The sequence below is a fragment of the Acidovorax sp. NB1 genome (genome assembly GCF_005405905.1).
Classification (GTDB): domain Bacteria; phylum Pseudomonadota; class Gammaproteobacteria; order Burkholderiales; family Burkholderiaceae_C; genus Acidovorax.
Genome location: NZ_BJHU01000021.1, coordinates 355,961 through 374,174 on the forward strand (window position 1 = coordinate 355,961; position 18,214 = coordinate 374,174).

Sequence of the window (18,214 nt, forward strand, 5' to 3'; positions counted from 1 at the left end):
TCTTCGTTTCCTGCGAGGGTGTTCAGTGCGCGGCGGGAGCGGCTGCGCGCCGCCCGAGCTTGCGGTCGCCGACAAGCAGCTGGATCAGGCCGATGGAGGCCGACATGAGAATGATGAGCACCGTGCAGTACGCCAGCGCCACGCCATAGTCGCCATTGCCCACGCGGCCAATGATGTAGGTGGTGGCCAGCTCGTTCTCGGCCGTGACCAGAAAGATCACTGCGCTCACCGTGGTGATGGCGCGCACAAAGCTATAGACCAGCGCAGCCACCAGCGCGGGCTTGAGCAGCGGGAGCACGACATGGCGCAACGTCTGCACGCTGCCTGCGCGCAGCATGACGGAGGCTTCGTCCAGCGATCGGTCCAGCTGCTTGAACGCCGCCGTGCCCGCGCGTACACCCACGGGCAAATTGCGGAACATGAAGCACAACACGATGATGAGCGCGGTGCCCGTCAGCTCGAACGGCGGCACGTTGAAGGCCAGGATGTAGCTCACGCCCAGCACCGTGCCGGGGATGGCAAAGGCCAGCAGCGCCGCAAACTCGAACGCGCCCTGCCCCCGGAACTCGGTGCGCGCCAGCAGCCACGCAATGCCAATGCCCAACGTGGCCGTGAGCGGCGCCGAAATGGCGGCGAGCTTGAGCGTGGTGAAGAACGAGTTCCACGCCGTGCCTGCCCACACCACACCAAAGTCACCCCACTCCACGCTGAACGCGGTGCGGAAATGCGCCAGGGTGATGGTGTAGTCACGCCCCCAGGTCTGCACAAAGCCACCGGCCAGTGCGAACAGGTACACGATGAGCGTGAACGCCATCCAGGGCAGCGCAATCGAATGCACCACGCGGCGCACGCCGGTGGGCAGCGGCATGGCAATGCCCGCATCGCCCTTGCCCGACACGGTGGTGAAGTTCTGCCTGCCCAGCAGCCCACGCTGGATGGCAAACACCGTGAGCGCGAAGAACGTGAGGATCCAGGCCAGGGATGCCGCACGGCCCTGGTCGTACTGCGCGCCCACGATGGCGAAGAAAATTTCGGTGGACAGCACTGAGAACTGCCCGCCCACCACGATGGGGTTGCCGAAGTCCGCCATGCTCTCAATGAAGCCCACCAGGAACGCATTGGCCAGGCCGGGCTTGAGCAGCGGCAGGGTCACGGTCATGAAGGTGCGATGCGGGCTGGCGCGCAGGGTTTGCGCGGCCTCTTCCAGGCTGGGGGCCACGCCCTGCACCACGCCGCGCATGATCATGAAGGCAATCGGCGTGAAGGCGAAGGTCTGCGCCACCCACACGCCAAACCAGCCGTAGAACCAGCGGCTGGGCGTGATGCCGAACGCGTACTCGAGAAACTGGTTGAACACCCCCGCGCGGCCGAACAGCAGGATGAGCCCCAGGCCCACCACAAACGGCGGCGTGATGATGGGCAACAGCGCCACGATGTTCAGCGGCCGCGCATAGCGGCGCGAGGCGCGCTCGGCCATCAGCGCCATGAAGGTGCCCAGGAGCGTGGTGCTGGTGGCGGTCATGAGGCCGAGGAACAGCGTGTTCCAGGCCACACCGCAGCGCTGCCCACCACTGAGGCATGCCAGGCCAAAGTTGCGCTCGTGCGCGATGCGCTCCCACACCACGGCCAGCGAGAACGGGCCGTCTTCCAGAAAAAACGCTGCCGACAGCGCCTTGAGCACCGGGAACACGATGAACAGCGCCAGCAGGCTGCCGCAGCCCAGCACGGCCGCTGCCACAAACAAATCGCCTTTGAAGAAGCCGCGCCGCGCAATGCCGAACGACATCAGCACCAGCAGCGCCGACAGCACAACGAAGCCGCCCCAGCCCATGCCCGGCTGGCGCGCGCCCAGTTCGCCCAGGCTGGTGTTCATCCATTCAAACGCCCAGCCGCGCGCACCAATCGCAAAGCCGCTGAGCAGCAGGGCCACCAGCCCCATTGCACCACCGGCGATCAACGCGGCGCCTTGCCTGCGCCCTGCAGGCAGGGCCGCGCCTGCGCCCGCCACGGCCAGGCCCAGCAGGCCCAGCCACAGCCAGGGTCGCCCATGCTGGGCGGCCTGCAGCAGGCCATTGGCCGCCTGTGCATCGCCCCACACCTGCCCCATGGCCAGCAGGCCGTTGGCGTCCTGCTGCGCATACCAGGGCAGCAGCAGGTAACCCAGCACACCCATCACTACCCAGGCCCACAAGGGCCGGTTCGGTGTAGATACCATCATCGGATCCGTTGTTCATGATGCGCCGCACGATCCATGTCGTGTGAAACCGGCGTGACCAAGGCCAGTGCCACCGTGGAGCTGGCTTTGCCAGGCCACCGGGGGCGTCCCCCTCCCGTAGGAGAGGGGGAAGCGGCGCAGCCGCTCAGGGGGTGCAGCACTTCAGCGCGCCGCGTTCTGGACTTCTTTTTCCCAACGCGCAATCAGGCGGCGGCGCTCGGCGCTGGCGCCGTACTTGGCGTAGTCGTAGTTGATGAGCTTGATCTTGGCGGGATCGGTCATGCGCGGGTCCTTGGGCACCTGCGTGTTGCTGGGCAGCTGGAACTGCTTGGCCGCCAGGCCAAACTGCTGGCCGCCGGGCGTGAGCGCCCATTCATAGAACTTCTTGGCGACCTCGGTGTTGGGGCCGTTCTTGACAATGCTCATGGAGCCCACCTCGGCCCCAGTGCCTTCGGACGGCGTGACCGAGCCCACAGGGAAGCCGTTGACCGCCTCGGTAGTCACATCGTGCACAAAGCTTACCGAGATGGTTGTCTCACCGCGCGCCGCGGCCTTGACGGGTGCGGTGCCCGAGCGGGTGTAGGTGCTGACGTTGGGGTGCAGCGCCTTGAGGTACTCAAACGCCTTTTCCTCGCCCATGATCTGCACCAGCGTGGCGATCATGGTGTAGGCGGTGCCGCTCGATGCCGGGTTGGCCATCTGCACCTCGCCCTTGAATTCGGGCTTGAGCAGGTCGGCCCACGACTGCGGGGCTTTCAGCTTGCGCTTGGCCAGCAGCTCCGTGTTGTAGCCAAAGCCCAGCGGGCCCAGATACACGCCCACGGTGCGGTACTTGGAGTCCACCGCCTGCTTCTGCGCCCAGGGGTGCAGTTGCGCGAGCTGGGGCGATTTGTATTCGAGCGTCAGGCCCTGCTCTGCCGCCTGCAGGTGCGGGTCGCCGGTGCCGCCGAACCAGATGTCGGTCTTGGGGTTGGCCTTCTCGGCGTTGAGCTGGGCCAGCGCCTCGCCCGATCCCTTGGCGGTCATGTTGACCTTGGTACCGGTGGTCTTGGCATACACGGTGGACATCAGGTTGCACCACTCGGCCTGCACGGAACAGATGATGTTGACCTGGCCTTGGGCGTGGGCGCCGGTGACCAGCAGGGCCAGGGCGGCAGCGGCAAAGGTGTGGAGCATGGGCTTGCGCATCGGGGGTGTCCGTTCCATTCAAATATGACAACAAAGTTTCAGATCATCCTAGGGCCAGGCCACGCCCCCGGCCACCGGGATAACACGCAGGGGGCGCACGCGGAGGCAAACGCAGAGGCACACCCAGACGGCACCGGCCAAGTTGAGTCGGCCTCGTGGTAACTCATGACCCACTTTTCGTGAAACGCAGTTACCATTTCTTTCTCTGTTGCCGCACCCTCCCAGGAAACCCGCTCCCATGCTCGACCGCATCACCGCCTCGCTCTCGTCCCTGGCCCCTGCCGAACAACGTGTGGCCAAGCTGGTGCTGGCCGACCCGCGCAGCTTTGCCCGCCTGCCGGTGCGCGAACTGGCCGAGCGTGCCCATGTGAGCAAACCCACCGTGGTGCGCTTTTGCCGCAGCATGGGGTACGACGGCCTGGCAGATTTCAAGCTCAAGCTCGCGGGCAGCGTGAGCGAGGGGGTGCCCTTCATCCACCGCAGCGTGGACGTGGACGACAAGACGGGCGATGTGCTGGTAAAGGTGGTGGACAACGCTGTGGCCGCGTTTCTGCAGTACCGCAACGCGGCCAGCACCGTGGCGCTGGAGCGTGCGGCCGAGGCCATCGCCGCCACCTGGAAAACCGGCAAGCGCATCGAGTTCTACGGCGTGGGCAACTCCGGCATCGTGGCGCAGGACGCGCAGCACAAGTTCTTCCGCCTGGGCGTGACGTCGATTGCCACCAGCGACGGCCACATGCAGGTGATGAGCGCCACCCTGCTGGGCCCGGGCGACTGTGCGGTGATCATCTCCAACTCGGGCCGCACGCGCGACCTGATGGACGCGGCCGACATTGCGCGCAAGAACGGCGCCACCACCATCGCCATCACCGCCAGCGGCTCGCCCCTGGCCAGCACCTGCCAGATCCACCTGGCGGCCGACCACCCCGAGGGCTACGACCGCTACAGCCCCATGGTGTCGCGCCTCATGCACCTGCTCATCATCGATGTGCTGGCCACCTGCGTGGCGCTGCGCATCGGGGGGTCGCTGCAGCCCATCCTGCAGCAGATGAAGGAGAACCTGCGCGCCAAGCGGTATGCCTGACGGCGGGTTCGTGCCGCGCCGGGGGCGCGCGGCACAAACACTACAAAAAGCATAGCTGCCAGCGCTTGTCCATCAGGCGCAGGCAGCCATTTTTGCTTCAGAAAACCGGCAGCACTCAGTTCACAAAGTTCCTGGTGCTGTACAGCTCCACCGGCAGGCGCTGGAGCACCGGCAGCCCGGTGGCCGTGTCCTTGGCCTGCTTGTCGATGTAGCTGAAGAACACATCGGCATCCAGCACACCAATGTCCAGGCGGCGCGCAGCGGGCACGGCGGCCAGGGTCTTGTAGCCGTCACCGCCGGTGGCGTTGAAGCTCAGCACAAACAGCTTGTAGGTCTTGGCGGAGTCCAGCGCGCCCCAGGCGCCGGTGGCCGGGTTGCGCACCTCGATGTTGGCCACGCGGCTGCCGAAGGCGGCCTTGGGGTTCACGTCGTAGCGCAGGCCGCCGGTGTACGGGTACGGGCCGGTGGATCCACCCGTGCCGTACACAGCTTCCAGGCCGTCTTCGAGCATGCCCTTGACCTCCTGGCCCGTGATGTCGAGGCGGAACAGCATGTTGCCGAACGGCAGCACCTGGATCACCTGCGCGGCCGTCACCGTGCCCTGCAGCGGGATGCGCACGCCACCGCCGCTTTGCAGCGAGATGTCGGCACCGCCGTATTTCGCGTTGGCCACGTCCAGGTAGGCCTGGGCCACCAGCTGCTGGATGTCGCCACCGCGCAGGCTCACGCTGCCTTCGGCATTGCAGGCCGCGCTGGAGCGACTGTAGTCCACCGACCCGACACCGCCCGGCACGCGGCGTGAGCACAGTTCCTGCGGCACCACGGCGACCTGCGTCTTGTTGAACACGGCCACGCGGTCCTTGAACGGTTGCAGGGCGGTGGTCGCCGGGGCAGACGGGGCGGTGATGCGCAGCACGCCGGTGGCGGCTGCGCTGGCCTTGATCGCCGCCTTTTCCGCGTCGGTGGCGGCCTTGCCGCCGAGGGTGAAGCTGTCGCCCATCAGCACATGGGGCGTGCCCGCGCACTGCGTGACCTCGCCCTGCGCGTTGAAGCTGACCTTGAGTTCCCCCACCACCTGCGCGTACTCCCAGGCCTGCACCACACACACGGGCTTGCCGTCCTTGTCGGTGATGCGGGTGGGGTAGGCGCCTGCGGGCGAGCCCACGCCGGTGCTGGTGAGCGCAGCGGGGCCCAGCAGGGTGTGCGAGTCGCCCCCCACCACCACATCCACCCCCGACAGGCGCGCGGCCACCTGCTTGTCGTAGTCGTAGCCAATGTGGCTGAGCAGGATGATCTTGTTGATGTTCTTGGCGCGCAAGGCATCGATCTCGCGCTGGGCGGCGGCGGTTTCGTCCTGGAAGGTGGTGTCGGCGTCGGGGCTGGACGAGGCCTTGGTCTTCTGTGCAATGGTCAGGCCCACGATGCCGATCTTTTGCCCGTCACGCTCGACCACGGGGGAGGGGCTGACGTAGCCCGGCGCGCGCGTGGGGTTGAGGGCAGAGCCTGCGCCGAACTGCACATTGGCGCTGAGCACGGGGGTCTTGCACGCGCCTTTGCGCAGCAGGTCCAGAAATGCCTTGAGGCCCGAATCGCCCTTGTCGAACTCGTGGTTGCCCAAGGTGAAGGCGTCGAAGCACACGGTGTTCATCAGCGCGGCGTCGGCCTCGCCATCGGCCCCGGCGCGGTTGAAGTACAGCGTGCCGGTGAGGGCATCGCCCGCATGCAGCTTGAGCACATGGGGGGACTGGGCGGCCAGTTCGTTGATGGCTGCCGTGACACGCGGGAAGCCACCGGCATCCACCACCACATCCACGGCCGCCGCGCCGCCCGCTGAGAGCTTGAGCGTCTTGGACCGGGACTCCAGCGTGGAGTGGTGGTCGTTGATGTGCAGGATGGTCAGCTCCAACGGCTTGGCCTGATCGCCGCCATCGGAGCCGCCACAAGCGGCCAGCGCGCTGGCGGCGGCCAGCGCCAGCATGCCCACGCGCACGCGGCGCACCTGCTTTTGCATTGCCCACAAACCCATCGTCATGTTCCAGCCCCTGTGTTGAGAGCGGCTAACAAAACTCAGCGAAGCGGTTCTGGCCAGACGCTGCGTCGCAGGCAGTACGGGTACAACGACGCCAGAAGAGTTTTGTTAGCCGCTGTTAGAGCCTGCATGGTGGGCAGGCCGCGTGACAGGGGCGTGAAACCGCACCAGGCTTCGCCCAAGGCAAAAACGCCACAGGCCCCCGAAGGAGCCTGTGGCGTTGTCTTGCGTGGAGCCCACCGCGCAGGATGGGCGGGACAGGTCAATTCTTTAAAGAAAAAAGGCCTTTACCGCGCGTCCATCATGTGCTGATAGCTACATATTTAATAGCAAGCTATCAAATACGGCCCTCTTCCACCGCATGGCAGGCGATGCGGATACCGCCAATGCTCAGCAGCTTGGGGCGCTCGGTGCGGCAGCGGTCGTTCACATGGGGGCAGCGCGGGTTGAAGGCGCAGCCGGGCGGCGGGTTCAGCGGGTTGGGCACTTCGCCTTGCACAGGGGTGCGCGCCTTGCCGGTGTCGTGCATCTTGGGGATGGCATCGAGCAGCATGCGGGTGTAGGGGTGGCGCGGGCTGTTGAACAGCTGGTGCTTGTCGGCCAGTTCGACCAGGCGGCCCAGGTACATCACGCCCACCTGGTCGCTCACGTGGCGCACCACGGCCAGGTTGTGGCTGATGAACAGGTAGGTGAGCTGCCGCTCGCGCTGCAGGTCCTTCATGATGTTGAGAACCTGGGCCTGCACCGACACGTCGAGGGCCGAGGTGGGCTCGTCGCACACCAGGAACTCGGGCTCGGTGGCCAGGGCGCGTGCGATGGAGATGCGCTGGCGCTGGCCGCCGGAGAACTGGTGCGGGTACTTCACCATGTCGAGCGGCGACAGGCCCACGGACTTGAGCAGCTCGCCCACGCGGGCCTTGAGTTCGGCCTTGTCGGTGATGAGGCCATGCTCGCGCAGCGGCTCGCCGATGATGTCTTCGACCAGCCAGCGCGGGTTCAAACTCGCGTACGGGTCCTGGAAGATCATCTGGATGCGGCGGCGCATGGCCTGCGCGTCCTTGCCCTTGAAGGCGGCGTGGGCATCCTGGTTGTCGAACGTGAGGCCGCCGCGTGTGGGTTCGTACAGGCCCACCAGCAGGCGCGCCACGGTGCTCTTGCCACAGCCGGATTCGCCCACCAAGGCCAGGGTCTTGCCCTTTTCGATCTCGAAGCTCACGCCGTCTACCGCATGCAGCAGCGTGCGCGGCTTGCGCTCGAGCACGCGGTTGAGCCAAGGGGCAGAGACGTCGAAGGTCTTGGCCAGGTCATGGGCCTGGACCAGGGCCTTGCTCTTCACGGCGGCGGGGGCCGCCGTAGAGGTGGTGGCTGCGGCGCTCATGCGGTCACCCCGGCTTTCGTGGCGGTGTTGGCGGTCGTGGACGCACCGGCGTGCAGCCAGCAAGCGGCACGGGTGGAGCCTGCAGACATCAGTTCAGGGCGTTCGGTCATGCAACGGTCAATGGTGTTGGGGCAGCGGGGGTTGTAGGCACAGCCCTTGGGGATGGCATTGAGGCGCGGCATGGCGCCATCGATCTGGTTGAGGCGCTCGCGGTCCTGCTCCATGTCGGGGATGGAGGCCATGAGGCCGCTGGTGTAGGGGTGCGAGGGCTTGTTGATCACGTCGTGCACCGGGCCGATTTCGGCCACGCGACCGGCGTAGAGCACGGCCACGCGGTCGCAGGTCTCGGCGATCACGCCCATGTCGTGGGTGATCAGCATCACGGCCGCGCCGCGCGATTTGCAGATGTTTTTCAGCAGCGTGATGATCTGCGCCTGGATGGACACATCGAGCGCCGTCGTGGGCTCGTCGGCCACGATGAGCTTGGGCTCGGCGGCCAGGGCCAGGGCGATCACCACGCGCTGGCGCATGCCGCCGGAGAACTGGTGCGGGTAGTGGTCAATGCGCTCTTCGGCGGCCGGAATGCCGGTGTCCTTGAGCAGCTGGATGGCGCGCTGGCGGGCTTCTGCCGCATTCACAGGCAGGTGGGCCAGGATGGTCTCGGTGAGCTGGCGGCCCACGGTGTACAGCGGGTTCAGCGAGGTCAGCGGATCCTGGAAGATCGCACCGATGCGGCGGCCACGGATGTGGCGCATTTCCTCGTTGCCGAGGTTGTCGATGCGCTGGCCTTCCAGCAGGATCTGGCCCGAGGCCACGCGGCCTGGTGGCTCCAGCAGGCCGATGATGGCCGCGCCGGTGAGGGATTTTCCAGCGCCGGACTCTCCCACCACGCCCAGGATCTCACCGGGTGCAATGGAAAAGGAAATGTCGTCCAGGGCGCGCAGGGTACCGCGGCGGCCGGGAAATTCGACAACGAGGTTTTTGACTTCGAGAAGGCTCATGGGAATGTCGCTTTTCTTGTTGTTCTTGTTCAACGCAGGCGTGGGTTGAGCGCATCACGCAGCCAGTCGCCCAGCAGGTTCACCGACAGGGCAATCAGCACCAGCATGGCGCCGGGGAACACGGTGATCCACCATTCGCCGGAGAACAGGTAGTCGTTGCCGATGCGGATCAGCGTGCCCAGCGAGGGCGAGGTGGGCGGTGCGCCCACGCCCAGGAAGGACAGCGTGGCCTCGGTGATGATGGCCGTGGCCACCTGGATGGTGGCCAGCACCAGCACCGGGCCCATCACGTTGGGCAGCACATGCTTGCGCATGATGCGCAGCGGCGACACCCCGGTGACGCGGGCGGCCTGCACGTATTCCTTGTTGCGCTCCACCAGCGTGGAGCCACGCACCGTGCGCGCATATTGCACCCAGCCGGTGAGCGAGATGGAGATGATCAGCACGCCAAAGGCCAAGGATTCGTGTGCGTTGGGAAACAGCGCACGGCCCACACCCGCGATCAGCAGGGCCACCAGGATGGCGGGGAAGGAAAGCATCACGTCGCACAGGCGCATGAGCAGGCCGTCGATCCAGCCGCCCTTAAAGCCAGCCAGCAGACCAAAAGCCACACCCACCAGCACCGACAGCACCACGGAGGCCAGGCCCACGACGAGCGAGATGCGGGCGCCATAGATCAGCGCGGAGAGGATGTCACGCCCCTGATCGTCGGTGCCCAGGGGGTATTTCATGGAGCCTTCGGCGCTCCAGGCGGGCGGCAGGCGGGCGTCGCTCAGCTCCAGCGTGGCCAGGTCAAAGGGGTTGTGGGGCGCGACCCATCCGGCAAACACCGAACAGAACACACAGATCAGCGCGATCGCGGCGGCGACCATCGCCATGGGCGATGTGCGAAAGCTGTAGCCGACATCGCTGTCGAGCCAGCGGGCAAGGGTTGTTTTCATTGTGGGAACCAGTAAACAGGCACCACCGCAGGGCGCGGATAGCAGCCTCGCGGTGGTGTGGATTGTCAAAAGAAACGGTTGTCGTTCTCTCGATTTCTTTCGCTCTACGTGCGGATCTTCTTGTTGCGTTGCCAGCCGATCACTTGTTAATGCTCATCCACTTGAAGTACATGAAGTTGTCGGCCATCTGCACGAGCTTCACGTTCTTGTTCACACCCCAGGCCAGCGCCTGCTGATGCAGCGGCAGGTGGCCGATGTCGGCGCTGTGCAGATCGAAGGCCTCCTTGATCATGGCGTCGCGCTTGGCCTTGTCGGTCTCAACCAGCACCTTCTTGGTCAGCTCATCAAGCTTGGGGTTGCAGTAAGCACCCAGGTTGAACTGGCCCGCACCGCCTTTTTCGTCCGGACAGATCATGAGCGCATTGAGCGCGTTGTGCGAGTCGTACGTCGTAGGCGTCCAGCCCAGCATGTAGAAGCTGGTGTCGCGGCGCAGCACCTTGGGGAAATAGGTGCCCTTGGTCTCGGCCTGCAGGTTGATCTTGACGTTGATGCGCGACAGGTTGGCAGCCACGGTCTGGCAGATGCGGCCGTCATTCACATAGCGGTCGTTCGGGCAGTTCATGGCTACTTCAAAACCGTTGGGGTAGCCCGCTTCCACCATCAGCTTCTTGGCGGCTTCGACGTCATAGGGCAGGCGCTTGGTCTCGGGCTGGAAACCGTTGATGCCCGGGCCGACCATCAGCGCAGAGGGGTTCGATGCGCCGCGCATCACGGTCTTCTTGATGCCTTCGATGTCGATGGCCTGGTAGAAGGCCTGGCGCACGCGCTTGTCCTTGAAGGGGTTCTTGCCTTTGACGTTGGAGTACAGCAGCTCATCACGCTTCTGGTCCATGCCCAGGAAGATGGTGCGCAGCTCAGGGCCAGTCACTGCGCGCGTGTTGGCGCTGCTGTTGACGCGGTCGATGTCCTGCACCGGCACGGGCTCCATCACGTCCACTTCGCCCGACAGCAGGGCCGCCACGCGCGTGGCATCGTTGGCGATGGGGGTGAAGACCACCTCGCTCACGTTGCCTTCGATCTTGCCCCAGTAGGAGCCGTTGCGCACGAACACGGAGCGCACGTTGGGCTGGCGCTCGCGCAGGCGGAAGGGGCCGGTGCCGTTGGCGCGGAACGAGGCTGCGTTCTCGATGCCCTTGCGGCGGTCCACCGGCATCACGGCCTGGTTGGTCTCGCACCACTTCTTGCTCATGATGAACGAGGTCGTGATCACGTCGGGCAGGATGGGCTGCGGCGCAACGGTTTCGATCTCCACAGTGTGGTCGTCGATCTTGCGCACCTGCTTGATGTCGCTGTTGGTGGCCTTCATGTCGGAGCCTTCGCCCTTCATACGGCCGAAGCTGAACACCACGTCGTCGGCGGTGAAAGGCGTGCCGTCATGGAATTGCACGCCCTTGCGCAGCTCGAAACGCCACACGGTGGGCGCCGTCTGCTTCCAGGCCGTCGCCAGCGCGGGCGCAACGCTCAGATCCTTGTTGCGGCCAACCAGCGGCTCGTACACGTTGCTGGTCACGCTCAGTTGCAGCGACTCGTTGAGCGAGTGCGGGTCCATGGACAGCGCGTCACCCTGGTTCGCAATCCGGATGGTCTGCGCGCCGGCAACCATGCTGCCTGCGGCCATCGCAACAAACAATGCAGCCAAGGTGGCTTTCTTCTGGAATTTCATGGAAATCTCCTCGTAGTGGAAAAGGATGCGGAAGGGATGTACATCCAGGGGTACAGGTTCTGGCATGGCACGAAGCGGGTTGCTTCAGGGCGTTGCCAAGGGCATCGACTGCTCGATCAGGCTCGCGTGCAATGCGGAGCCCAGGGGCAGGATGTCGTCGTTGAAGTCATAGCGGCTGTTGTGCAATGCACTGCCGCTGGCACCCGTGCCCTGGCCCAGGCGCAGGTAAGCGCCAGGGCGGGTCTGGAGCATGAAGGCGAAATCCTCGGCGCCCATGCTGGGCTCCAGGTCGCGCACCACATGGTCAGCGCCCAGCAGCGATTCGGCGACGTCACCGGCAAAGATGGCTTCGCTTTCACTGTTGATGGTGGCCGGGTAGATGCGTTCGTAGTGCACGGTGGCGGTGGCCCCGAAGCCGAGCGCAATGGCGTTGCACAACTCCTTGAGGCGCTTTTCCACCAGCTCTTGCACCACCGGATCGAAGGTGCGCACGGTGCCCACCAGCGTGGCAGAGCCCGGCAGCACACTGAATGCCCCCAGGTCGCCCGCCTGCGCAGCGCAGATGCTGACTACAGCACTTTCAATGGGGCGCACGTTACGCGACACGATGGTCTGCGCCGCAGTGATGATGTGGGCCGCAACGACCATCACGTCCACGGTCTGGTAGGCGTGGGCGCCATGGCCACCACGGCCAGTGATCTCGATGGTGAAGCGGTCTGCCGCCGCCATCATCGGGCCCGAGTTGATGCCCACAGTACCGGGCTTCATGGCGGGCCAGTTGTGCATGGCATAGATGGACTGCACCGGAAAGCGGTCAAACAGGCCGTCTTCCATCATCACGCGGGCACCCGCAAAGCCCTCTTCGCCGGGCTGGAACACCAGCACGGCCGTGCCGTCGAAGTTGCGGGTTTCGGCCAGATAACGGGCTGCACCCACCAGCATGGCGGTGTGGCCATCGTGGCCGCAGCCGTGCATCAGGCCGGGCTTGCACGACTTCCAGGAGAAGTCGTTGTGCTCGGCCAGCGGCAACGCATCCATGTCGGCCCGCAGGCCCACCATGCTGCCGCTGGAGGTGCTGCGCCCCCGGATCACACCCACTACGCCGGTTCGCCCGATGCCGTCATGGATTTCGTCCACACCGCAGAGCTTCAAGGCTTCCTTGACGCGCTTGCTGGTGTAGACCTCCTCGAACCCCAGTTCGGGGTGGGCGTGCAAGTCACGGCGCAACGCCGTCAGCTCGGGATGGAACTGGGCGATATGTGCAAACGCCCGCCCACCTGCTTTGTATCGAAGCGACTGCATTTCAGTTGTCCGAAAAGTTCGGGAAGCACCCAAAGCCCGCGAAACCGGCGCGGCGCAAGCGAGCGCTCCCGTGCAAGGGCCGCCCCGCCGCGCCGGGAGCGTCCCCCCTCCGGGGGGATGGCGCGAAGCGACTCAGGGGGTACTTCATTTCAGTGGCCTCCTGCCTTGCCAACGCGCAGGCGCGGGTCCACCGCAAAGTACAACAGGTCCACCACCAGGTTGATCACCACAAAAATCAGGGCGATCAGGCAGAGATAGGCCGCCATCACAGGGATGTCCGCAAAAGTCACTGCCTGGATGAACAGCAGGCCCATGCCCGGCCACTGGAACACGGTCTCGGTGATGATGGCAAACGCAATCAGGCCACCCAGCTGCAGGCCGGTGATGGTCATCACGGGCACCAGCGTATTCTTGAGTGCATGGCCAAAGTGGATCGCCCGGTTGGACAGGCCCCGTGCACGCGCGAACTTGATGTAGTCGGTGCGCAGCACCTCCAGCATTTCAGCGCGCACCAGCCGCATGATCAGCGTGAGCTGGAAGATGGCCAGCGTCACGGCCGGCAGGATGATGTGGTGCCAGCCCTTGGCCTTGAGCAGACCCGTACTCCACCAACCCATCTGAACCACTTCGCCACGCCCAAAGCTCGGGAACCAGCCCAGGGTGACCGCGAACACCAGGATCAGCAGAATGCCAATGAGGAAGGTGGGCAGCGACACACCCAGCAGCGACAAGGTCATGAACAGCTGGCTGGTGAAGGTGCCGCGCTTGAGCGCTGCATACACGCCCATAGGCACACCGATGACCAGCGCCAGAAACGCAGCCACAAGGGCCAGTTCCAGCGTGGCAGGGAAACGCTCAGCAATCAGCCGCGAGACCTTGGCGCCCTGGCGCAGGCTCAGGCCGAATTCGCCCTGGGCCGCGTTCACCAGAAAGTGGCCGAACTGCACGAAAAAGGGTTTGTCCAGACCGAGTGAGGCGCGCAGCTCACGGATCTGTTCAGGGGTGGCATCCTGGCCCAGCAGGAACACCACGGGATCGCCCACATACTGGAACAGCATGAAGGAGATGAAGGCCACCGTGATCATGACAATCACAGCCTGGATCAGGCGGCGCAATATAAAGGCAAGCATCGGAGAGTCGAGTGAGTGTTCGATGGAGGCGCCGCAGCCACTTTTGATGGCCAGGGCGCCGGTTGGCGAGATGTCGTCAATCTAAGCCAAAAAAGAGCAAGGACCTGCAGGCCCTTGCTCTCTTCAGGCTGAGCGAGATCAGTTCACCTTGACCGTACGCATGTCCACGCGGTTGTCGGCGCGGTGCACCAGTTCCACATTCTTCTTCATGGCCCATGGAATCACCTGGTCATGCAGTGGGATGTGGGACACCGTGTCGTTGGACAGCTGCAGCGCTTCGGTCAACATGCGCGAGCGCACCGGCGCATCGGTTTCTGCCTTGATGCGGTCCACCAGGTAGTCCATGCGCTGGTTGCTGTAGCGGCCCACGTTGTAGTTGCCGTCACCGCCCTGGCCGACGCTGCGCACCAGCGACTGCAGGCTGTACAGCGCATCGAAGGTGGGCACGCCCCAGCCCAGCATGTAGATGCTGGCTTCATAGCGCTGAATCATCGGGAAGTAGTTCACCAGCGGCAGCGTACGCAGCTTGGCTTTCACCCCCACGCGCGACCACATGGCGGTCACGGCCTGGCAAATGGCCTCGTCGTTGATATAGCGGTTGTTGGGGCAGGCGAAGTCCACTTCAAAGCCATCGGGGTAGCCCGCTTCGGCCAGCAGCTTCTTGGAAGCCTCAACGCTGTAGGGGAAGCGCTTGCCCACGGCTTCGGTATAGCCCGCCACCTGGGGCGCCACGATGGTGCCGGTGGGCTTACCCAGGCCACGCATGATGTTGCGCGAGATGGTGTCGACGTCGATGGCCTGGTACAGGGCCTTGCGCACGCGCACGTCCTTGAGCGGGTTCTTGCCCTTGATGTTGGAGCCCGGCAGTTCTTCGCGGAACTGGTCCATGCCCAGGAAGATGGTGCGGTTCTCGACACCGTCAATCACCTTCAGGTCAGGGCTCGCGCGCAGGCGACCCAGATCCTGGGGCGTGGGGTCCAGCACCATATCGACTTCACCCGAAATCAGCGCTGCAATACGCGTCGCATTGGACTTGATCGGCGTGTAGGTGATCTCGGTCACGTTGCCGTCCATCTTGCCCCACCAGTTGGGGTTGCGCTTGAACACCATTTTCACGTCGGGCTGCCACGAATCCAGCGTATAAGGGCCGGTGCCCATGGCATTGCGGTGCGCAAAGTTCTCGTCCGAACCCTTGATGTCCTTGGGCTCGACCGACTTGTTCTTTTCGGCCCATGCCTTGCTCATGATGCGCAGCTCGGTCATCTGGCGCAGCAGCACGGGGTTGGGCGCTGACAGGATCACGTCGAAGGTCTGGGCATCGACTTTGACAACCTTGCTGATGCCCTGCACGTAGGGCGTAAAGTTCGAAGTCTTGGCCATGGCGCGCTGGATCGAGTACACAGCGTCATCCGTGGTCAGCATCGAACCGTCATGGAACTTGACCCCTTGGCGCAGAGTGAAACGCACCTGCGTGGGGCTGACTTCCCTCCAGGCGGTTGCCAGGACCGGCTCCACCTCAAATGTCTTGCTGTTGTAGTAAACCAGGCTCTCATACACATTGGCATGGATGCCGTTTTGCAGAGCATTGTTTTGGGAGTGGATATCCCACGTAGCAATTTCTCCCTGGCTCGCCCACTTGAAGGGCTTGGCGTGCACCACAGGTGCACACAACAGCGCGGCGACCGCAGCCACCGACAAAAGACTGTATTTGAGTTTCATGGAACCCTCTTGAATAAAAGTTTTACTATGCAGTAATGATTGCTCTATAGCCAACGGGAAATCCCTGAATCCCGGGCGCATCGAAGGGCCAATGCATACTGCTTTAGGCAGCATTTCTCATGCAAGGATGGTGCCAATCATTCGACACCCGTCACCCTGATTCGATTGCGCCTGAAATAGGGTTACAACACGCGATCCCAGCCTCTGCACAGAGGTGATCCGCCACTCACCCCAAGTAAAGCCTTTTATCCACCAGCTTCATTCGCTGCGCGTTGCGCCACAAAACTCCAAAGCGACAGACTGACCGACGGATGATCGCCGCTCGGCCATCAGAATTCATCAAGCAGCATTAGCGCAGCCACACTTGGACTCAATCCACAAAATCGGCCGCCAAAACCACCAATAACCCAAACGCAGCTCCACCAACCTCACGGCCAAAACAAGCAAAAAAAAGCCGCCCGAAGGCGGCTTTTTTGCTTTTCATATCGACCACTGGCATAAGCCAGCGTTGATATTAGAAGCTGTGACGGATACCGAAGTCGTAACCGGTCGAGTTGCGGTTTGCAGCAGTCACTGCACCGTTCAGGGACTGAGCGGCGCCGTTCTTGTTGCTCACGCGAGCGAACGTGGTGTACAGAGCGGTACGCTTGGACAGATTGTGCACGTAGCCCAGAGCGATCTTGTTGGAACGGGGATCAGCACCCACGGTGTCGATCTTGTAGGTGGAGTAAGCCAGACGAACTTCGCCAGCGCCCACGGGGATCAGACCACCGATCAGGAAACCAGTGCCTTCGTTGCCGTTCTTGATGTCGTCGTTGCTGTAGTGAGCCATGATCTTGGCGACGCCCAGATCGTATTGACCACCCAGGTTCCAAGCTTGGATGTTGCCGGTGACAAACTTGGTTTCGGAGAAGGCGATAGCGACGTTGACGGGGCCGTTAGCGTAACCAGCGCGCAGAGCCAGGCCGTTGCCGTCCTTCTTGTTAGGCGTGCCGCTGTTGTTTTCACCCATGTAGTACTGGGCTTGGCCGTAGAAACCGCCCAGGTTGCCAGGCAGGAAGTAGCCGATGGCGTTCGAAGCGCGCACGGTGGTGGGGCCACCCAGGCTGGAGTTCAGGGTTTGGGTCGTGCCCACGCCGTTCGTGCCGAACGGATCGAACACGGTCAGGTTCCAGAATTGGGGAGTGTAGTCACGGCCCAGACGCACTTCACCGAAGCCGCCGTTCAGGCTAACCGTCGAACGACGGTTGAAAGTCAGGCCGCCGCCAGTGCTGGTAGCTGCTTGGTTGTTGGTGTTGGTAACGCCGCCGGTGCCGTTGTCGTTGTTCACGCCAGCTTCGAGCCAGAAGGAAGCAGACAGACCGCCACCCAGATCTTCAACGCCACGGAAACCCAGACGGCTGCTGTTGTAGCCGGAGTTCGTCAGTTGCGACTTGTTAGAGACGCTGCCGGAACCGTAGGCATAGGTTGCGTCAACCACGCCGAACAGGGTCACGGAAGATTGAGCCATTGCAGCGCCGGAAGCAGCCAGCACAGCCAGGGCAATCAGGGATTTTTTCATTGCGAGTTACTCCAAGGTTAAACATCGGGCTCCGGTACGGGGGGTCTATGGTGAAAGCACCTGCACAGTCCCGCCGGTTTCCCGGGCCAACCTCCTGGTGGGGAAGTTGCTCTTATTGCACCAGACCCGGCCGGGTTTCGCAAAGGAATTCACCCACAATTGCCCCGAAAGGGAAATTTCGTTGCAGTGTTGCAACATTCCAGTGCATGGGGGCAGAATCGCTTTTGGACCTCGCAACTCCCGTGCCGCGCGCCTTGATTTTTGTATCAGAGTGCAATTTTTGTTTCGGCGCACCCTTTGCGCCGCAAGGTTTCCATGGACGCTTTTTTCACTGCAGCAGACAGCGCGTTGCGCACCCTTTTTGCATCTCCCCGTGCCGCCGAGAGGACGCCGGCCCACGGCGTGGCTGAAGCCGCGCTGGAGCCCGCAGAGAAGCGGCTCGCAGGAGCGCTGATGCGCGTGAACCATGTGGGCGAGGTGTGCGCGCAGGCGCTCTACACCGCCCAGGCCGCTGTGACCCGCGACCCTGAATTGCGCGCACATCTACTAGAGGCGGCGCGGGAAGAAACAGACCACCTCGCTTGGACCCGGCAGCGGCTGGACGCACTGGGTGCCCGGCCCAGCCTGCTCAACCCCCTGTGGTTCGCCGGTGCGTTCGCCTTGGGCCTGGCGGCGGCCAAAGTCAGTGACCAGGCCAGCCTGGGGTTTGTGGTGGAAACCGAAAACCAGGTCGCAGCCCACCTGCAAAGCCACCTCGCACGGCTTCCGGAGCAGGACCTCGCCTCGCGGGCCGTGGTGGCGCGCATGAAAGAAGATGAGGAGCGGCACGCCGCACAAGCCCGCGCCTCCGGGGCACTGGAGCTGCCCGCACCGGTGCGCCTGGCCATGAAGGCGGCGGCCAAGGTGATGACGACCACCGCCCACTACCTCTGAGCGGCAGGCA

The 18,214-nt window shown here is 63.8% G+C and carries 14 protein-coding genes; 2 read left to right on the forward strand and 12 right to left on the reverse strand.

Translation table 11 applies throughout. The features are described 5' to 3' along the window. Positions 1-22: 22 nt before the first annotated feature. Together AvAM_RS09975 and AvAM_RS09980 are read right to left on the reverse strand one after the other, a co-directional pair. On the reverse strand, positions 23-2,218 hold the full coding sequence (locus AvAM_RS09975; protein ID WP_137746903.1) for an iron ABC transporter permease: 2,196 nt from the start codon (positions 2,216-2,218) through the stop codon (positions 23-25). Positions 2,219-2,377: 159 nt separating this feature from the next. Further along, the gene (locus tag AvAM_RS09980) at positions 2,378-3,391 is read right to left on the reverse strand and encodes an ABC transporter substrate-binding protein (RefSeq protein ID WP_137747094.1); all 1,014 of its coding nucleotides are present in this window, start codon (positions 3,389-3,391) and stop codon (positions 2,378-2,380) included. A 250-nt stretch (positions 3,392-3,641) separates the two neighbouring features. On the opposite strand from AvAM_RS09980, the gene AvAM_RS09985 reads away from it, so the two are divergent. Then, positions 3,642-4,487, forward strand: a complete 846-nt coding sequence (locus tag AvAM_RS09985; RefSeq protein WP_137746904.1) for a MurR/RpiR family transcriptional regulator — start codon at positions 3,642-3,644, stop codon at positions 4,485-4,487. A gap of 115 nt (positions 4,488-4,602) precedes the next feature. Here the strand turns inward: AvAM_RS09985 and AvAM_RS09990 are convergent, their stop codons facing one another. The 10 genes from AvAM_RS09990 to AvAM_RS10030 form a co-directional block, all read right to left on the reverse strand. Then, a complete protein-coding gene (locus AvAM_RS09990; protein WP_375708145.1) occupies positions 4,603-6,519 on the reverse strand; it encodes a bifunctional metallophosphatase/5'-nucleotidase in 1,917 nt (638 codons plus the stop codon). A 334-nt stretch (positions 6,520-6,853) separates the two neighbouring features. Then, positions 6,854-7,894 carry an ABC transporter ATP-binding protein gene (locus AvAM_RS09995; protein WP_137746905.1) on the reverse strand — a complete coding sequence of 347 codons (1,041 nt, stop codon included), beginning with the start codon at positions 7,892-7,894 and terminating at the stop codon, positions 6,854-6,856. Continuing rightward, on the reverse strand, positions 7,891-8,895 hold the full coding sequence (locus tag AvAM_RS10000; RefSeq protein ID WP_137746906.1) for an ABC transporter ATP-binding protein: 1,005 nt from the start codon (positions 8,893-8,895) through the stop codon (positions 7,891-7,893). The genes AvAM_RS09995 and AvAM_RS10000 overlap by 4 nt, the downstream gene beginning before the upstream one ends. A 29-nt stretch (positions 8,896-8,924) precedes the next feature. Beyond that, positions 8,925-9,836 carry an ABC transporter permease gene (locus AvAM_RS10005; RefSeq protein ID WP_137746907.1) on the reverse strand — a complete coding sequence of 304 codons (912 nt, stop codon included), beginning with the start codon at positions 9,834-9,836 and terminating at the stop codon, positions 8,925-8,927. A gap of 139 nt (positions 9,837-9,975) precedes the next feature. Next, positions 9,976-11,559, reverse strand: coding sequence for an ABC transporter substrate-binding protein (locus AvAM_RS10010; RefSeq protein ID WP_137746908.1), 1,584 nt, complete (start codon positions 11,557-11,559; stop codon positions 9,976-9,978). Between the two features lie 84 nt (positions 11,560-11,643). After that, the gene (locus AvAM_RS10015; protein ID WP_137746909.1) at positions 11,644-12,861 is read right to left on the reverse strand and encodes a M20 aminoacylase family protein; all 1,218 of its coding nucleotides are present in this window, start codon (positions 12,859-12,861) and stop codon (positions 11,644-11,646) included. A gap of 149 nt (positions 12,862-13,010) precedes the next feature. After that, positions 13,011-13,991 (reverse strand): ABC transporter permease, encoded by a 981-nt coding sequence (locus tag AvAM_RS10020; protein WP_137746910.1) that lies wholly within the window; start codon positions 13,989-13,991, stop codon positions 13,011-13,013. 138 nt (positions 13,992-14,129) lie between these two features. Beyond that, positions 14,130-15,710, reverse strand: coding sequence for an ABC transporter substrate-binding protein (locus tag AvAM_RS10025; protein ID WP_137746911.1), 1,581 nt, complete (start codon positions 15,708-15,710; stop codon positions 14,130-14,132). A gap of 370 nt (positions 15,711-16,080) precedes the next feature. Then, positions 16,081-16,209, reverse strand: a complete 129-nt coding sequence (locus AvAM_RS26025) for a hypothetical protein (protein WP_283202039.1) — start codon at positions 16,207-16,209, stop codon at positions 16,081-16,083. A gap of 15 nt (positions 16,210-16,224) precedes the next feature. Further along, on the reverse strand, positions 16,225-17,271 hold the full coding sequence (locus AvAM_RS10030) for a porin (protein ID WP_137746912.1): 1,047 nt from the start codon (positions 17,269-17,271) through the stop codon (positions 16,225-16,227). Positions 17,272-17,586: 315 nt separating this feature from the next. Here AvAM_RS10030 and coq7 point away from each other — a divergent pair, with 315 nt between their 5' ends. Beyond that, positions 17,587-18,204 carry a 2-polyprenyl-3-methyl-6-methoxy-1,4-benzoquinone monooxygenase gene (gene coq7 / locus AvAM_RS10035; protein ID WP_137746913.1) on the forward strand — a complete coding sequence of 206 codons (618 nt, stop codon included), beginning with the start codon at positions 17,587-17,589 and terminating at the stop codon, positions 18,202-18,204. The last annotated feature ends 10 nt before the right edge of the window (positions 18,205-18,214 follow it).

Excerpts from the sequence above, each read along its gene's own strand:
- AvAM_RS09990 (WP_375708145.1), bottom strand. The coding sequence starts at position 6,519 with ATGACGATGGGTTTGTGGGCAATGCAAAAGCAGGTGCGCCGCGTGCGC.
- AvAM_RS09975 (WP_137746903.1), bottom strand. The coding sequence starts at position 2,218 with ATGATGGTATCTACACCGAACCGGCCCTTGTGGGCCTGGGTAGTGATG.
- AvAM_RS10025 (WP_137746911.1), bottom strand. The coding sequence starts at position 15,710 with ATGAAACTCAAATACAGTCTTTTGTCGGTGGCTGCGGTCGCCGCGCTG.
- AvAM_RS09980 (WP_137747094.1), bottom strand. The coding sequence starts at position 3,391 with ATGCTCCACACCTTTGCCGCTGCCGCCCTGGCCCTGCTGGTCACCGGC.
- AvAM_RS10010 (WP_137746908.1), bottom strand. The coding sequence starts at position 11,559 with ATGAAATTCCAGAAGAAAGCCACCTTGGCTGCATTGTTTGTTGCGATG.
- AvAM_RS09995 (WP_137746905.1), bottom strand. The coding sequence starts at position 7,894 with ATGAGCGCCGCAGCCACCACCTCTACGGCGGCCCCCGCCGCCGTGAAG.
- AvAM_RS10015 (WP_137746909.1), bottom strand. The coding sequence starts at position 12,861 with ATGCAGTCGCTTCGATACAAAGCAGGTGGGCGGGCGTTTGCACATATC.
- AvAM_RS26025 (WP_283202039.1), bottom strand. The coding sequence starts at position 16,209 with ATGCCAGTGGTCGATATGAAAAGCAAAAAAGCCGCCTTCGGGCGGCTT.
- AvAM_RS10000 (WP_137746906.1), bottom strand. The coding sequence starts at position 8,895 with ATGAGCCTTCTCGAAGTCAAAAACCTCGTTGTCGAATTTCCCGGCCGC.
- coq7 (WP_137746913.1), top strand. The coding sequence starts at position 17,587 with ATGGACGCTTTTTTCACTGCAGCAGACAGCGCGTTGCGCACCCTTTTT.
- AvAM_RS09985 (WP_137746904.1), top strand. The coding sequence starts at position 3,642 with ATGCTCGACCGCATCACCGCCTCGCTCTCGTCCCTGGCCCCTGCCGAA.
- AvAM_RS10020 (WP_137746910.1), bottom strand. The coding sequence starts at position 13,991 with ATGCTTGCCTTTATATTGCGCCGCCTGATCCAGGCTGTGATTGTCATG.
- AvAM_RS10030 (WP_137746912.1), bottom strand. The coding sequence starts at position 17,271 with ATGAAAAAATCCCTGATTGCCCTGGCTGTGCTGGCTGCTTCCGGCGCT.
- AvAM_RS10005 (WP_137746907.1), bottom strand. The coding sequence starts at position 9,836 with ATGAAAACAACCCTTGCCCGCTGGCTCGACAGCGATGTCGGCTACAGC.